This window comes from Cohnella yongneupensis (assembly GCF_042655785.1).
GTDB lineage: Bacteria > Bacillota > Bacilli > Paenibacillales > Paenibacillaceae > Cohnella > Cohnella yongneupensis.
Window position 1 is genome coordinate 352,615 of sequence record NZ_JBHSNC010000057.1, and the last position, 14,634, is coordinate 367,248.

Sequence of the window (14,634 nt, forward strand, 5' to 3'; positions counted from 1 at the left end):
TTTGCGATGGAATAGAACAACAGGCTGCCCAAGGCAGCCTGTTTTCTTTATACGAAGCTAATAGGACCTATAAATGCTGAAGCGCGATGTCCAGCATCGCCTTGTTTTTGTCGGTTATTTCTTGGCGTCTTGGCATTGGCGTCCATGTCGACGTATCGTCTAACCAAGTGCGGGGCAATTGATCGGGCTTGAGCGGGCTGTCGAGCGAAGGCCATCCTTCGGGTAACGGACCGCCTAACGGAAGGCTGTCGATACGCTCCAGCAGCGGATGCCCGGACATCTCGAGCCATAGCAGACTCCAAGCCCTTGGAACGACGCGCCAATGGTCGTATCCGCCGCCGCCGAGCGCAACCCATCGGCCGTTCGTATGCCGATCGGCTAATTCGCGAATCAATCGCGGCATCTCCCGATAGATGCGCATGCTGCAATGGATGTGAGCGAGCGGATCGAAAGCGTGCGCGTCGCAGCCGTGCTGGCTGACGATTACGTCCGGCTTGAAGGCGCTAACGGCTCTCTCGACGCCGTGTCGGAATATATCGAGCCAAGAGTCGTCTTCGGTATAAGGCTCCATAGGCAAGTTCAAGCAAGCGCCGTAGCCGGCCGAATGCCCCCATTCGTGGTGGAAGCCGGTTCCGGGAAACAGAAATTTCCCCGTCTCGTGGATCGAGAGCGTGAATACGTCGGGATCGTCGTAAAAGAACCACTGCACGCCGTCGCCGTGGTGAACGTCGGTGTCGATGTACAAGACGCGCGCGCCGTATTTGCTTCGAATGGAAGAGATGGCCGCCGCCGCGTCGTTATAAACGCAAAAGCCCGAGGCTCTATCCGGAAAAGCGTGATGCAGCCCTCCGGCCAGATGCAGCGCGCGATCGGCGCGCCCAGACATGACAGCTTCGGCGGCTGCGATCGATCCGGCTACGACCGCTAGCGATGCAGCCTCCATGTCCGGGAAATACGGCGTATCGCCGTCGGCGTCCAGTCCGTATTGGGCTGCGAGCCGGATGTCCTCCGGACGGGGAGAAGGCGCGCTTAGCGCGCTTACCGCGGCGATATAGTCGGGCCGATGAATGCGCCGAACGGTGTCCCGCGCCTCTTCGAGAGACAGCGGAGGCATTACGAGCGAATCGTCCAGCGCGTCGCATTGGCGCAACAATTGTTCCGTAAGCTCAAGTCTGATCGGATGAAAGGGATGTTGCTCGGAGAAGCAATATTGTCTCGAGGCGGTATTATCGATCCATAGGGCTCGGAAACTCAAAGGGCTCGCCTTCCTTTCGGTTAGTACATGAAGCGTTGGCGGAATCGGACGCGGTCGAACTTCTCCGCCGAGGCGAGAGGCACGTCCTTGCCGATTCGTACCATGAGGCAATTCGCGGGGTGCGCGCATATTTCCGGGTCGTCCGTCGCGAACCAAACCATGCCGACGGATTTCATGAGCTTTTCCATCATCTCGCGGTATTGCCACACGTTTAGTCCGCTACCTTCAAGGTCCCAATGCCAGTAATATTCCGTCGTGAACACAATCATATTGTCCAGTTGATCGTGCTCGAACGCGGCGACGATCATCGATTTGCCTAGTCCAAACCCTCGGTAAGCATCCGCGACCTCGATGGCGCCAAGCTCGACCAGGTCGTCCATGCCGCCTTCGGACCAGCGTTCCATCTCGTCGGGATAATGAAACGTAACGTAACCGACGATCAGATCGTCTTCCCGCGCGACGATGATTCTGCCTTCGGGCAAGCCCGCGATCTCTATTAGCGCTTGATGCTGTTCCGCCGGACGGCGAAAGGCGTCCAAGTCGGGATGCATCCTCCAGTCGCTGAGCGTCCCGGGAGGGACGGGTCCTTCCACGACGAGAGTGCGCTCGCCGCGCGTGATCGGATGTCGGACGTATCGTTTGATATGTTCCATGCCGATCTCCTTTCCGTGAAGCCCTATAAGTGCATTTTTATTGTAGCATAATCTCCCTCGCTTCGTAGATATTGCCCTTTCCCGCTATGCAGTTCCAAGGCCGTCTATGATATAATGGCAGTGGCAAAGGAGAACTCGGTTTCTCCTATTAATGAAAGCGCATTCGCTAGCGAATGTCTGCATCCCAATGGGAAGGTGATGGATTCGTGACACTGCAACATGACGAAAAGCTGCCCGTAACGGCGACCCAATCCAACATGCAATCGTATGAGGAAGCGGTAAACACATTTACTTGGGCAGACATCGAAGCGCAATTTTCATGGGCGACGACAGGCCAGGTAAATATGGCTTACGAAGCGATCGACCGACATGTGGCCAATGGCAAAGGGGACAAAATCGCGCTGCATTATAGCGATAATCAGAGAGACGAGAGCTATACGTACGCGGAAATGATGAAGCAGTCGAACAAGTTCGCGAACGTCTTGCGCGGGCTTGGCGTCGGCAAAGGCGAACGCGTATTCATCTTCATGCCTCGTACGCCGGAGCTATATTTCAGCTTGCTGGGAGCGCTTAAGATCGGTGCCGTCGTAGGCCCGTTGTTCGAAGCGTTCATGGAGACGGCGGTTCGCGATCGGCTGCAAGATAGCGGGGCGGTGGCGATCGTCACGACTCCGTCATTGATCTCGCGCATTCCTCGCGCCGAGCTGCCCGAGCTTAAGCACGTCATCGTCTTCGGAGACGATGTGCCCGCGGAAGAAGGAGTCGTAGACTTCCGCCAAGCGATGGCTAATTCATCCGATCAAGCGGAGCTGACGTTCCTCGATCGCGAAGACGGACTCATTTTACATTATACATCGGGTTCTACGGGCAAGCCGAAAGGCGTATTCCACGTCCAAAATGCGATGATTCAACACTATCATACCGGACGGATCGTGCTAGACTTGCGCGAGGATGACGTCTACTGGTGTACCGCCGATCCAGGCTGGGTTACGGGGACTTCCTACGGCGTATTCGCCCCTTGGCTGAACGGCGTGACGAACGTCGTGCGCGGCGGGCGCTTCAGTCCGCAAGACTGGTACGCAACGCTGCAGAAGTACAAAGTGACGGTCTGGTACAGCGCGCCGACCGCCTTCCGCATGCTCATGGGCGCGGGCGACGAAGTCGTGAAGTCGTTCGACCTGTCCAGTCTGCGCCACGTGCTTAGCGTCGGCGAGCCGCTTAACCCGGAAGTCGTACGTTGGGGTCACAAAGTATACAATCAGCGCATTCACGATACGTGGTGGATGACGGAGACCGGCGGACAGCTCATCTGCAACTACCCGAGCATGGAAATCAAACCGGGCTCCATGGGCAAGCCGATTCCCGGTACGCAAGCGGCGATCATCGACGATCAAGGCAACGTATTGCCGCCGCTTCGGATGGGCAACCTGGCGATTCGTACGCCTTGGCCATCGATGATGCGCAAAATATGGAACAATCCGGCCAAGTACGAGGAGTACTTCCGTATTGAAGGCTGGTACGTATCAGGCGACTCGGCGTATATGGACGAAGAAGGGTACTTCTGGTTCCAAGGCCGCATCGACGACGTCATTAACACGTCCGGCGAACGCGTCGGACCGTTCGAAGTCGAGAGCAAGCTCGTCGAGCACCCGGCCGTCGCCGAAGCCGGCGTCATCGGCAAACCGGATCCGCTCCGCGGAGAGATCATCAAGGCGTTCATATCGCTGCGCGAAGGTTACTTGCCGTCAGACGAACTGAAAGCGGAAATCTCGAAGTTCGTGAAGGAAGGCTTGTCGGCTCACGCATCGCCGCGCGAGATCGAGTTCAAAGATAAGCTGCCGAAGACGCGAAGCGGCAAGATCATGCGCCGCGTGTTGAAGGCATGGGAATTGAATTTGCCGACTGGCGATCTGTCCACGATCGAGGATTAAGGCGCGAACAAGTAAAGGCGGAGCTAGGGGACAACCCTTGCTCCGCCTTTTGCTATGTTGAAAAAGGGCTGTCTCTAGGTCGCTAACCGACCGGGAGACAGCCCTTGCTCTATTACTCGGAAGTCGCCTGTACCACGCTAGACGGCGCGGAGGACACTCCGGTTTCGTTAATAGCCGTTACGTAATACCAGCTGTTCGGAAGTGGCGAGACGAACTCCCAACTCGTGCCGTCCGTCGTCCCCGCAAGCTTGAATTTGCCGTCGGAGGTAGCGCTGCTCCACACTTGATACTGAACGACGTGATCGTCCGCCGGATTCGCGTTCCACGTTAGCGTGACGGTGAGCGCCGTTCCTTGTACCGCTAAGCCGGCAGGCGCTTTCGGAACCGCGACTGTAGGGTCCGTTCCGTCGCCGATGTCGATATCGCCCGGTTGCGTAACATCTCCCGGGTCGGTCTCGTCCGGCGGCAGCGTCGGATCGATATCCGATACGGTTCCGTCGGAAGTCAATTGCTCGCTTGGCGCCGATTCGTTGCCCGCGACGTCGACTGCGGTAACGTAATAGCTGTACGTAGATCCTTGAGAGATATAGTTGATGAATTTCGGCTCTTCTCCGGTCGGTACGGAAGCTTCGACCTTCAAGTAAGGACCGCCGTCCATCGAACGGTACAACCGGTATCCCGCCACGTCTTCCTGCATGCTCGGAGTAAACGTCACTTGAACGGTTCCCGCAGCGACCGTCTCGACCGCGATTTGGGCTACCGCATTCGGCGCAATGCCGTCATCGACCCGCGGATCCGTTTTGGACGGCGCGCTCTCCGCCGCGTCCTGCGGCAAGTAGTAAGGGAGAGGCTTGCGGGTCGCTTTATCGGTTTTCTCGAGCTTGACTTTCAATTCTTCCATCAAAGCATCGAGCGGCACTTCGCGCTTGACCATGACGGATTCCCGGAGCAAATCGTCGGGAGTCGTAGGGAGCGGCAAGTAGTTGATGCCGTTGTAAGAAATATACTTCACTTTAACGAGAGCGTCGTCTTCCTCGGTCGGAATGAATTTGCGATTAAAGATGTCGGTTACGAGCTTGCCCGCCTCTTTCGTCAGATCGGTCGGCAATTTCCCGCTGACGCTTGACACGGTCATCGACACGAGACCGTCAGGCTTATCGAACGACTTCGTCGCAAGCAGTTCCGGTTTAGAGGCCATTACTGCATTCATAATGTCGGCCCAAATTAGTCTAGCGCGGGTACGGCTTTCTTTGGAAAGCGCGTTAGTCGCTTTTTCGTAACCGATCCATACGCCTAGCGTAACGTCGGGCGAGTAGCCCTCGAACCAGACGTCGCCGGCGATTTGCGTCGTACCGGTTTTACCGACGATCGGAATTTTGCCGTAACCTTTGAATTGGGTTTTCAGCGATTTACCCGAGCCGTCGGATACGACGGTGCGCAGCATGTCGGTCATTTGGTAAGCGGCTTGCTCGGAAGTTACCCGCGTAGGGTCGAGCTTATGCTTGAACACGATTTCGTCGTTCGCGTCGCGAATTTCCTCGATCAAATATGAGTCGTTGTATACGCCCTTATTAGCGATAGCGGCGTAGGCATTCGTTAACTCTTCGACCGTGACCCCGTATTTCAGACCGCCGATAACTCCTGTTTGAGCGGTATTGTCTGTCTCGGTGAGTGTCGTGATGCCAACCGAACGGACGAAATCCCAAGACTCCTTGATTGTCAGCTTATTAAGGAAAATCTTGATCGCCGGAATGTTGAACGAGTTGTTCAGCGCGTCCCGCGCGGTAACAAGACCGGAATATTTGTCGTTAAAGTTTTTTGGAACATGGTAGGAGCCCGTACCGGTATCCAAAATGATCGGCGAGTCGTCGATGATGCTGGCCGGCTGGATCAAGCCTCTGTCGAGCGCGGGCCAATACGCGGCGATCGGCTTCATGGCGGAGCCGGGTTGACGCGTCATTTGCGTCGCGTAGTTCATCTGCTCGATATGGAAGTCGCGGCCTTCGATCATGCCGAGAATCGCGCCCGTCTTCTGATCGATCATGACGCTGGCTACTTGCTCGACGCCTTTAGTCTTATGGTCGGGAGCGAAGTTGTCCGGATTTTCCGCGATCTGGTGCATGAGGTCGTACACCTTTTTATCGATCGTCGTTTTGACCTTATAGCCTCCGCGAAGCAACTGGCCGCGCGCGTCTTCGATGAGCACGGCGTTTTCTTTTTTCTTCAGATCTTCCGTCGTCAGCTCCGGATTTTGCATCAACACGAGCTGTTCGGCGGCTTGACGCTCGGCTTCGAGCATCAAGTACGGATAAGTGTTGTACGCTTTTTCCGTAGGCTTGGCGAGAGAGCTGTACAGATCGAAGTTGAGCGCTTCCTCGTATTCGGCCTGCGTAAGCTTCGATTCTTCGAGCATGCGCTTAAGCACGAGCTTCTGGCGTTCGACCGCCCGCTTGAAGTTTTTCTCGTTGAACTCGCCTTTGCCCGTAAACGCCGAATAGACGGAAGGGAGCTGCGGAACGCCTGCCAAATAAGCGGCTTGCGCAACGTTCAGGTTGTCCAATTTGTCGACGCCGAAGATGCCTTTGGCCGCCGCTTTGATGCCGTACAATTGATAACCGGAAGAACCGTTGCCGTAAGGAATTTTATTTAAGTAGGCCGTAAGAATTTCTTCTTTGCTCAAAAACCGTTCCAGGCGCATCGACAAGAAAATTTCTTTCGCTTTCCGGCTAGACGTTTGATCCAAGCTCAGGAATACGCGCCGCGCGACTTGTTGGGTGATCGTGCTTCCGCCGGTTTGCACGCTTTCGTTCAACAGCTGTTGCTTAACCGCGCGGAATAGACCGTTCGAATCGATACCGTTATGGGTGAAAAAGTTTTTGTCTTCGATCGAGATAACCGCATCGATTATGTTTTGGGGGATTTGGTCGTAAGTGATCGGCGTGCGATCCTCTTCGGTGCGCAATTGGCCGACCGGCGTGCCGTCGTTGAAATAGACGTAACCGGTAATGGCGTTCTCCGAAATTTTCTCTTCGATCAAGCTGCGCGCGCGTACCGGATCGTCCTTGACGAGCGAGGCGATATAACCGGTTACCGCGCCCGCGGCGACTAATCCTCCGAGCAAGCAGAAGAAGAGAAGCCATGCAAAGGTCATTCCTGCGATTTTACCTGCGGTAGCGAAGCCTCTTGCCTTGCGACCGGAGGGTGGCGCGTGTTGTTTTGTATCTGACATTCGAGTAGCCTCCTTCAACAAACAGAACTATTATAGCACATTTACCCATGGTGTGAATTGTTCCGTAGGCGGGGCGGCGCCGAACCGGTCACCCGTTTCGGCTGTCTCCGAACGCGAGTTTCCGGTATTCGTTCGGAGAATGGTCGGTCCATTTTTTGAACACCTTGCTGAAATATTTCTCGTCTTGAAAACCGACTCTCTCGGCGATATTCGATATTTTCAACTGCGTATCGGCCAGCAATCGCTTGGCTTGTTCGATCCGTACGCGAGTGATGTAGTCGGTCAAATTCTCGTTCATTTCCTGCTTGAACTTCCGCGAAATGTATTCACGGCTCAAGAAGAATCGGTTGGAAATATCTTGCAACGACAATTCCTCGTGCAAAAATTGCTCGATGTATTTGGCGATCGCCTGCATGGCGCTCGGGGTACTTCCGTCTCCGTTCGCGAGCCTTTCCATAATTTCTTCGGTTTCCGAGAGGAAGCCGCGCTTCCATTGCGCCAAGTTGAACCCAAGATTTTCTTGTAACACGGCAGGCATATGTACCTCATCCGATTCGAGATGACCGCCGCCAGAGCCCGTCTTGTCGCTTGTCCACATCGTGCGCGCCAAACGAAACTCCTGCCACCAAAGATGCAACTGCTCGAGGGTTACGGAGTCGGATTGTTCGAGCACTTTGAACCAAGCTTCGTAGGCGCTCGAGAGCTGTTCTTTGTCCCCGTTTTGCAAGGCATACCGTATGCGCTGCTCGTAATCCGTGAAGAAAATCGTGCTTTTAGCCGCGACCGCTTCGGATACGTGGGGACCGTGCGCTTGAACGAGCGTCTTCATCTGCAGTAAATTGCGATGCCGGATGCTTCTGCGCGCGCTGCGATACGAAGCGTCCAATTGTGCCGGGAAAACGACCGTTTCGCCGATTCCGATACCGAATCGCGCATTCAGTGCCTTGTAAATGCCTTCGTTGATATCGCTTAGGAGCGATTCCGCCCGGTCCAGGCAATCCCATAACACGATCGCGATTTCGTTCTCTTGCCCGCGATAGCGGAACGCATAACCCGCGGACTTCGCCCGAAGAAACTCGTTGCATACGTTAGCCAGCGAATAGTAGATCAGATCCCAGCAAGCCGCGAACTTCGCGCGAATCGAAGGCGGCCCGAGCTCGAGACTGAGCAGCGCGACCTTCGCTTCCTTGATCGGCCGGGCCACTGCAAACTGCTGCTCAAGCATCGCGTGGATCGAAGGATGCTCGGCCGGCTCGCTAATTAAGTTGGAGAAGTATTGGTCCAAATAGACGGGTTTGAGCCGGTTGATTTCCATATTCCGATTGCGTTCGGAGCTGCGCGCTTCCTCGTCGGCTTTCCAGCCTTCTATAGCTCTGCCAAGGGCGCCGTGCAGCTGCGATTCCTCGATCGGCTTGAGCAAATAATCGAGACCGCCGTATTTAAGCGTCTGCCTTACGAATGCGAAGTCGTCGTGACCGCTGATGACGATCACTTTGCTTGAAGGAGAATGACGGGCAACCCATTCGAGCAGCTCCATGCCGTTCATGTTAGGCATCATCATGTCCGTGAATATGATCGCCGGCCGTTCCGCCTCGATCAGCTCGATCGCGGACAAGCCGTCGGTTGCTTCCAATAGCGTATGAATGCCGAACCGTTCCCAAGGAACGAGCAGCTTGATCGCTTCGCGAACGTGCCATTCGTCATCGATTATCAATGCTTTCATCGTTATATCAGCTCCTCTTCCAGCGGGATGTGCAGACTGACCGATAGCCCGTTAGGTTTAACGTTGGACAAGACAATGGCAACGGATTCTCGGTAATGGAGCTTGAGACGTGCAAGCACGTTGGACAAGCCGATGCCGCTGTCTTGGCCGAGCAAGCCGGCTTCCTCGTCCTTAAGACGATCATTGACCGATTGAAGTTGCTCCTCGCTTAGTCCGTTTCCGTTATCTACGACGCAAATGATGAGTCTGTCGTCTTCGATTTGGCTTGAAATGATCAGTTTAGCGGGAGCGTTCTCGGTATGCTTGAAACCGTGCTTAAAGAAGTTCTCTACGATAGGCTGCAAAATCATTTTCGGAACGACGATGCGCCTAGAATCCGGATCGATTCGGAACTCGATTTCGAGCGTAGCGTCGAACCTCTGTTTTTGCAGCTCGAGATACCCTTGGACGTAGCTCAGTTCCTTGTCGAGCTCGACGATCGTTTCGCCGGTGTTCATGTTATAGCGCATCATCTGGCCAAGTGAAGCGACGAGAGAGTAGATTTGCTGATCCTTATGCTGCAGGGCGACGGTGCCGATAGATTGCAAGGCGTTATATAGAAAATGAGGATTGACTTGCGCCTGCAACGCTTTCAACTGATTCGTCTTGTTGGCCAGCTCCAGCCGGTATTCCTTCAAAATCAAGTTGTTGATCGTCTGCATCATCGATCGGAACCGGCGGGAGAGCAACCCGATCTCATCGTTGCTCCGAATATCGATGTCGACGTCCATTTGACCGCGGCCGATCTGATTGACGTAACCGATCAGACTCAATAGCGGCTTCGTGAAGCGGAAGGAAATGATCAACGTCGCCAGCACGGCGACGGCCAAAAATCCGATGCCGACCCAAGTGTTAATGCGGGCAATGCGGTCGGCTGCGGTGAACAGATGCTTGTACGGCGTCATTTTGACCAAATACCAGTCCATGAACGGCGTCTTCACGTGGTCGTAAAATACCATCCCGGAAAAAGTAGAATCGTCCCAATCCATATGTCCGCTTTCGGAGCCGCCGGCTTTGATCGCGCTCAGCCATTTCGCCGTCGAAACTTTGCCCGCCTCGCCCTGTTCCGATGAAATAATCGTGTTCCCGCCGGCGTCGACGATGTAAAATTTCTCTTCTCCCGGATCGAACAGCTGCCGGTTAAGCTCCGTAAGGACGTTCAGCCGGACGTCGATCGACAGCTCGGCTAGAAGCTCTTCGCTCGGCGCGCGGAAGATGGGGCGATGAAGCGTGAACACGAGCTCCTTCTTTTCTTTCGACTTCAAGTCCAATCCGTAGTTATGGCTTAAATGGCTTGGCTCGATATAAGGCTTTTTGACGGTATCCGCGAATTCCAACGTAGGCGTTCCCGCTTTGATGTCGTCGTTGTTGCGCAGCAAATAGGTCGTATTTTGGCTGACGACGTACAACCGGACTTGATAAATTTCGCTTACGCTTTGATAGATGTTGGTGAGATGGTCCTTCAGCAGGTTTCGGTTGCGGATGACGTCGGAGATGTCGTTCGGGAATACTTCGTCCTCCATGTTATGCTCGAGGATATAATAGAGCGATCGGGGCACGTTGATAGAGTTATAGACGGCCAGAGACTTCTGGTTAATATTTTGCACGTAGTTCAGCAGATTCGTCTGGGCGAGCGAGAGGAGCCTCGTATTCTGGTCGTAGGCTTCCTGGGAGACGGAATGCTTCGTCGAGGTGTAAGAGACGATCATGGACGTCGCGATCGGCAAAATCGTAGCGACCAGCAGCAGAAGCATGAGCTTATTGCGAATCGTGTTGCGGATGAAAGGCAACTTGTTGGGCATGGGCGCATCTCCTAGCGTTTGTCGTATCTCCCCAACACAGTAAACGATGTTCGCCAGATGGTCAATATATTCCACCTTTGATATCATCATCCTCGGTAGTGGCGCCTATCGGGGCGGATTTATACTGTGTGCATGGGAAAAGGCATACAAGAGCATTTACTGGAAGGGGCTGTAAAATGGGGACGAGAGGAAAAAGATGGAGCGAGTGGATGCAGCAAACCGTGTTCGTAGGACCCGGCTTGTTGTTCTTCTTATTGATCGTGGTCGCTCCGTTCGTCATGGGATTTTACTATACGTTCACCGAGTGGAACGGACTTGATCTCGGCAATGCGAAATGGACAGGCATGCATAACATTAAGCGAATCTTCATGGAGGATGACCGGTTCTGGACCGCGTTTCGCTTCACCGCGAAATTTACCGTCGTGTCCGTGCTCATCACGAACTTGCTGGCATTCTCCTTAGCTATGCTGCTCAATCGCACATTGAAAACAAGGAAGGCGCTTAGAACGATATTTTTCTTGCCTAACATTATCGGCGGGCTACTGCTCGGATATATTTGGTACTTCATCTTCGTTCGCGGTTTCAGCACGATCGGGGATCAAACGGGGATCGGATTTTTCGATCTAACGTGGCTGGGCACGCCGAACACGGCGTTCTGGGGCATCGTCATCGTTTTCGTCTGGCAGACGGCCGGGTATATGATGATTATCTACATAGCCGCGCTTGTCGGTGTTCCGAAAGAATTATCCGAGGCGGCGACGATTGACGGGGCTAACCGGCTCCAAATGCTTCGCAGCATTACGATTCCGATGATCATGCCCGCTATAACGATCTGTCTGTTCCTGACGACGTCCAATGCGTTCCGAATGTTCGATCTGAATTTGTCGTTAACCGGCGGAGGTCCGGGCAACGCGACCGAATCGATCGCGCTCAACATCTATCGCGAAAGCTTAACGAACAACAGGTACGGGCTTGGGACTGCCAAAGCGATGATCTTCTTCATCGGAGTGGCGGCCATTACGGTTACGCAAGTACTCCTGACCAAGCGGAAGGAGGTAGAGGAATAATGCGCGGAGGCAAACGATATTCGTTCGGTTTATTCACCTCGGAAGTATTAGCTATCGTATTGGCTGCAATCTTCTTAGTTCCGTTCTACTTCTTAATCGTTAACTCGTTCAAGTCGCTGAAGGAAATTTTGCTGGATGCCGCCAAGCTGCCCGAGCACTTCGGGTGGGGCAACTTTCATAAAGCTTGGAAAGCGATCGATTTCCCGGTCGTGCTCATGCATTCCTTTGCCGTCACGGCGTTAAGCGTAACCGGTCTTGTCATCATTAGCGCGATGGCGGCCTATCGCTTCGTGCGCAAGCCGACGCTATTCAACCGATTGCTGTTCTCGGCCTTCATCGCCGCGATGATTATCCCGTTCCAATCGGTCATGCTGCCGCTCATGCGGATTACTTCGATGTTCGAATTGCGCGGCCATCTATACGGCATTGTCGTCTGCTATTTCGGCTTCGGCATCTCGCTATCGATGTTCCTCTTCCACGGCTTCATAAAGTCGGTGCCGAGAGAAGTAGAAGAGGCGGCCGTCGTGGACGGATGCTCCCCGTACGGCGTTTTCTGGAGAATCGTATTCCCGCTGCTCAAGCCGATTACGGCTACCGTTATCATTTTGAACGTCCTATGGATCTGGAACGATTATTTGCTTCCCGTACTTGTCGTCAATAACACGTTTACGACGATTCCGATCGCCATTCAGAAGTTTTTCGGCCAGTATACGCGCAAATGGGATTTGGCGATGGCAGCGCTGACGCTAAGCGCGACGCCGATCGTATTGTTCTTCTTCACGCTACAGAAGTATATTGTCGAAGGCATAACGGCCGGATCGGTCAAAGGATAATTAAATTGACTATCCGGATCGAAATAATCAAGATTTTCCACCCAGTTGTTCAATATTCTAGGTGTTTTGCGCAAACGTTTTCACCTTATACTGACCCTGTAAGCAATACGATACGACATTGGGAGGTCATTGGAATTATGAAAAAGATGCTGCAATTTTCTTTACTGGCGGTTCTAGTATTGTCGATCTTAAGCGCTTGCGGTAGCAACAACAATAACAACGCTAGTCCGGCTGCTAGCCCGGACGCGCCGGCTTCGTCCAAAGCGGCGGAATCGGAAGCGCCATCGAGCGCGCCGGCTGAGAAGAAAGACGTAACGATCAAAGTGTTCCAATTCAAAGTGGAAATCGCCGAAGCGCTTCAGAAGATGGCGGACGCTTACGAGCAAGAAACCGGCGTTCACGTCGAGATCGAGACGCACGGCGGCGGCGAAGATTACAGCGCGCTCCTGAAGGCGACTCTCGCGGCGGGCGAAGAGCCTGAAATCTTCAACTCCAGCGGTTGGTCCGGCTTCGATCCTTATGTGGATCGCGCGGTTGACCTAAGCAACGAATCTTGGGCGAAAGACCTCGTCGAGGCGTCCAAAGCGCAAATCACCCGCGACGGCAAGCTGCTCGGCATGCCGATGAATCTAGAAGCATACGGCTTCACGTATAACAAAGATTTGTTCGCTAAAGCAGGTATCACGGAGCTTCCGCAGACGCTCGACCAGCTCGAAGAAGCGTGCAAAAAGCTGCAAGCGGCAGGCATAACTCCGTTCGCCCTGACGAGCGAGTGGTGGTCGATGGGAATTCATACGCTGAACATGGCTTTGGCTAACCAACCGGATCCGGCTGCGTTCATCGATGAAATCAAAGCAGGAACGAAGACGTTCAAAGACGATCCGATCATGAAGCAATGGATCCGCCTCGTCGACATCATGTTCGCTAACGGCCAAGAGAAAGCGCTCACGACCGACTACAACACGCAAGTAGCCGAATTCGCGGCAGGCAAATACGCGATGATCCAACACGGCAACTGGATTCAAGGCATGGTAGACGAAATTACGCCTAACATGAACCTCGGCATGATGCCTGTTCCATTGCTCGACGTTCCGCAAGTGTTCACCGGCGTTCCGAACAACTGGATCGTCAACAACAAATCCGCGCATCCTGACGAAGCCAAAGCGTTCTTGAACTGGATGGTTACGTCCGAGACGGGCAAAAAATTCATTACGACCGATTTCAAATTCGTACCGGCTCTGAACTCGATCGCGCCGAACCCTGACGCGGTAGGCAAAATCGCAGGCGATTTCGCAACGTTCTCGCAAGCGCATCCTGAGCAAGTCAAAGGCTGGCATTGGGACAGATTCCCGGACGGTATCACGCAACAATGGGGCACGGCGATGCAAGAGTATCTCGGCAAGCACTCGACGTCCGACGAGTTGCTTGGCAAGCTCGACAAAGCGGTAGCGGATATCGTTAAACGTTAATCTCCAATCAAAGTTCATAGTAAAGTAAAAGGCTCTCCCGCGGTCATCCTTGGATGACGGGGAGAGCCTTTATTCATAGAAGCATTATTCCGCGGCAGGCGGCGTGAACGTGCGCTGCGCGAATTCGTTGTCGAGCATGAAGAAGGCGTTGCTGTCTTTGTCGATGCGCTTGAGCTTATTAATGATACTGTCGAACATCGCTTCCTCTTCGACTTGCTCGTCGATGAACCATTTCAGGAACTGCATCGTCGCATGCTCGCGGTCGTTAAGCGCAAGGTCGGAGAGATGGTAAATGCGCTTCGTAACTTCCTTCTCGTGCTCGAACGCGTGCTCGAACGCATCGAGGATCGATTTGTATTCGTTGTTAGGAGTAGGCATTCCGTCCAGCGTCGCGCGTCTGCCGCGATCGTTCAGGAACTTGTAAATTTTCATGCCGTGGAATTTCTCTTCTTCGGCTTGCACCATGAAGAAGTTGGCGAATCCGTCCAGGCTCTCGCCGGAGCAGTAGGCTGCAATCGCAAGATAGACGTGCGCGGAGTATAACTCGAAATTCATTTGCTCGTTCAAAGCTTGGCTCAAAGAATCTTTCATGGTACATCCACCTCTTTGCGGGTAATGTCGGAACATCTACCC

Annotated in this window: 10 protein-coding genes; 4 read left to right on the forward strand and 6 right to left on the reverse strand. The window is 53.8% G+C overall.

Features of this window, described 5'->3' with window-relative positions; genetic code table 11:
- Window positions 1-67 precede the first annotated feature (67 nt).
- Together ACFPQ4_RS23050 and ACFPQ4_RS23055 are read right to left on the reverse strand one after the other, a co-directional pair.
- Entirely contained in the window at window positions 68-1,255 is a 1,188-nt protein-coding gene (locus tag ACFPQ4_RS23050; protein ID WP_378114270.1) for an acetoin utilization protein AcuC, read from the reverse strand.
- Between the two features lie 20 nt (window positions 1,256-1,275).
- Window positions 1,276-1,908: a GNAT family N-acetyltransferase gene (locus ACFPQ4_RS23055; RefSeq protein ID WP_378114271.1), complete on the reverse strand. Its 633-nt coding sequence runs from the start codon at window positions 1,906-1,908 to the stop codon at window positions 1,276-1,278.
- A 173-nt stretch (window positions 1,909-2,081) separates the two neighbouring features.
- Between ACFPQ4_RS23055 and acsA the strand changes: the two genes are divergently transcribed.
- Complete coding sequence (acsA, locus tag ACFPQ4_RS23060; protein WP_378114272.1) at window positions 2,082-3,839, forward strand: acetate--CoA ligase; 1,758 nt, start codon at window positions 2,082-2,084, stop codon at window positions 3,837-3,839.
- Between the two features lie 112 nt (window positions 3,840-3,951).
- On the opposite strand, the gene ACFPQ4_RS23065 is transcribed toward acsA, so the two are convergent.
- The 3 genes from ACFPQ4_RS23065 to ACFPQ4_RS23075 all read right to left on the reverse strand — a co-directional run bounded on the left by ACFPQ4_RS23065 (window position 3,952) and on the right by ACFPQ4_RS23075 (window position 10,632).
- Entirely contained in the window at window positions 3,952-7,068 is a 3,117-nt protein-coding gene (locus ACFPQ4_RS23065; RefSeq protein WP_378114273.1) for a transglycosylase domain-containing protein, read from the reverse strand.
- A gap of 88 nt (window positions 7,069-7,156) precedes the next feature.
- Window positions 7,157-8,791 carry a response regulator transcription factor gene (locus ACFPQ4_RS23070; RefSeq protein ID WP_378114274.1) on the reverse strand — a complete coding sequence of 545 codons (1,635 nt, stop codon included), beginning with the start codon at window positions 8,789-8,791 and terminating at the stop codon, window positions 7,157-7,159.
- A 2-nt stretch (window positions 8,792-8,793) separates the two neighbouring features.
- On the reverse strand, window positions 8,794-10,632 hold the full coding sequence (locus tag ACFPQ4_RS23075; protein ID WP_378114275.1) for a cache domain-containing sensor histidine kinase: 1,839 nt from the start codon (window positions 10,630-10,632) through the stop codon (window positions 8,794-8,796).
- A 176-nt stretch (window positions 10,633-10,808) separates the two neighbouring features.
- On the opposite strand from ACFPQ4_RS23075, the gene ACFPQ4_RS23080 reads away from it, so the two are divergent.
- From ACFPQ4_RS23080 to ACFPQ4_RS23090, 3 genes are all read left to right on the forward strand, one after another.
- A complete protein-coding gene (locus ACFPQ4_RS23080; RefSeq protein ID WP_378114276.1) occupies window positions 10,809-11,699 on the forward strand; it encodes a carbohydrate ABC transporter permease in 891 nt (296 codons plus the stop codon).
- Entirely contained in the window at window positions 11,699-12,532 is an 834-nt protein-coding gene (locus tag ACFPQ4_RS23085; RefSeq protein WP_378114277.1) for a carbohydrate ABC transporter permease, read from the forward strand. The genes ACFPQ4_RS23080 and ACFPQ4_RS23085 overlap by 1 nt, the downstream gene beginning before the upstream one ends.
- 137 nt (window positions 12,533-12,669) lie before the next feature.
- Entirely contained in the window at window positions 12,670-14,001 is a 1,332-nt protein-coding gene (locus ACFPQ4_RS23090; RefSeq protein ID WP_378114278.1) for an ABC transporter substrate-binding protein, read from the forward strand.
- Between the two features lie 84 nt (window positions 14,002-14,085).
- Here ACFPQ4_RS23090 and ACFPQ4_RS23095 read toward each other — a convergent pair whose 3' ends face one another.
- Window positions 14,086-14,592 (reverse strand): ferritin, encoded by a 507-nt coding sequence (locus ACFPQ4_RS23095; protein ID WP_378114279.1) that lies wholly within the window; start codon window positions 14,590-14,592, stop codon window positions 14,086-14,088.
- Window positions 14,593-14,634 lie beyond the last annotated feature (42 nt).

What these genes read in the sequence shown, in the direction of transcription:
- acsA (WP_378114272.1), top strand. Translation starts at nt 2,082, where the DNA reads ATGTCTGCATCCCAATGGGAAGGTGATGGATTCGTGACACTGCAACAT.
- ACFPQ4_RS23055 (WP_378114271.1), bottom strand. Translation starts at nt 1,908, where the DNA reads ATGGAACATATCAAACGATACGTCCGACATCCGATCACGCGCGGCGAG.
- ACFPQ4_RS23070 (WP_378114274.1), bottom strand. Translation starts at nt 8,791, where the DNA reads ATGAAAGCATTGATAATCGATGACGAATGGCACGTTCGCGAAGCGATC.
- ACFPQ4_RS23085 (WP_378114277.1), top strand. Translation starts at nt 11,699, where the DNA reads ATGCGCGGAGGCAAACGATATTCGTTCGGTTTATTCACCTCGGAAGTA.
- ACFPQ4_RS23095 (WP_378114279.1), bottom strand. Translation starts at nt 14,592, where the DNA reads ATGAAAGATTCTTTGAGCCAAGCTTTGAACGAGCAAATGAATTTCGAG.
- ACFPQ4_RS23080 (WP_378114276.1), top strand. Translation starts at nt 10,809, where the DNA reads ATGGGGACGAGAGGAAAAAGATGGAGCGAGTGGATGCAGCAAACCGTG.
- ACFPQ4_RS23075 (WP_378114275.1), bottom strand. Translation starts at nt 10,632, where the DNA reads ATGCCCAACAAGTTGCCTTTCATCCGCAACACGATTCGCAATAAGCTC.
- ACFPQ4_RS23065 (WP_378114273.1), bottom strand. Translation starts at nt 7,068, where the DNA reads ATGTCAGATACAAAACAACACGCGCCACCCTCCGGTCGCAAGGCAAGA.
- ACFPQ4_RS23090 (WP_378114278.1), top strand. Translation starts at nt 12,670, where the DNA reads ATGAAAAAGATGCTGCAATTTTCTTTACTGGCGGTTCTAGTATTGTCG.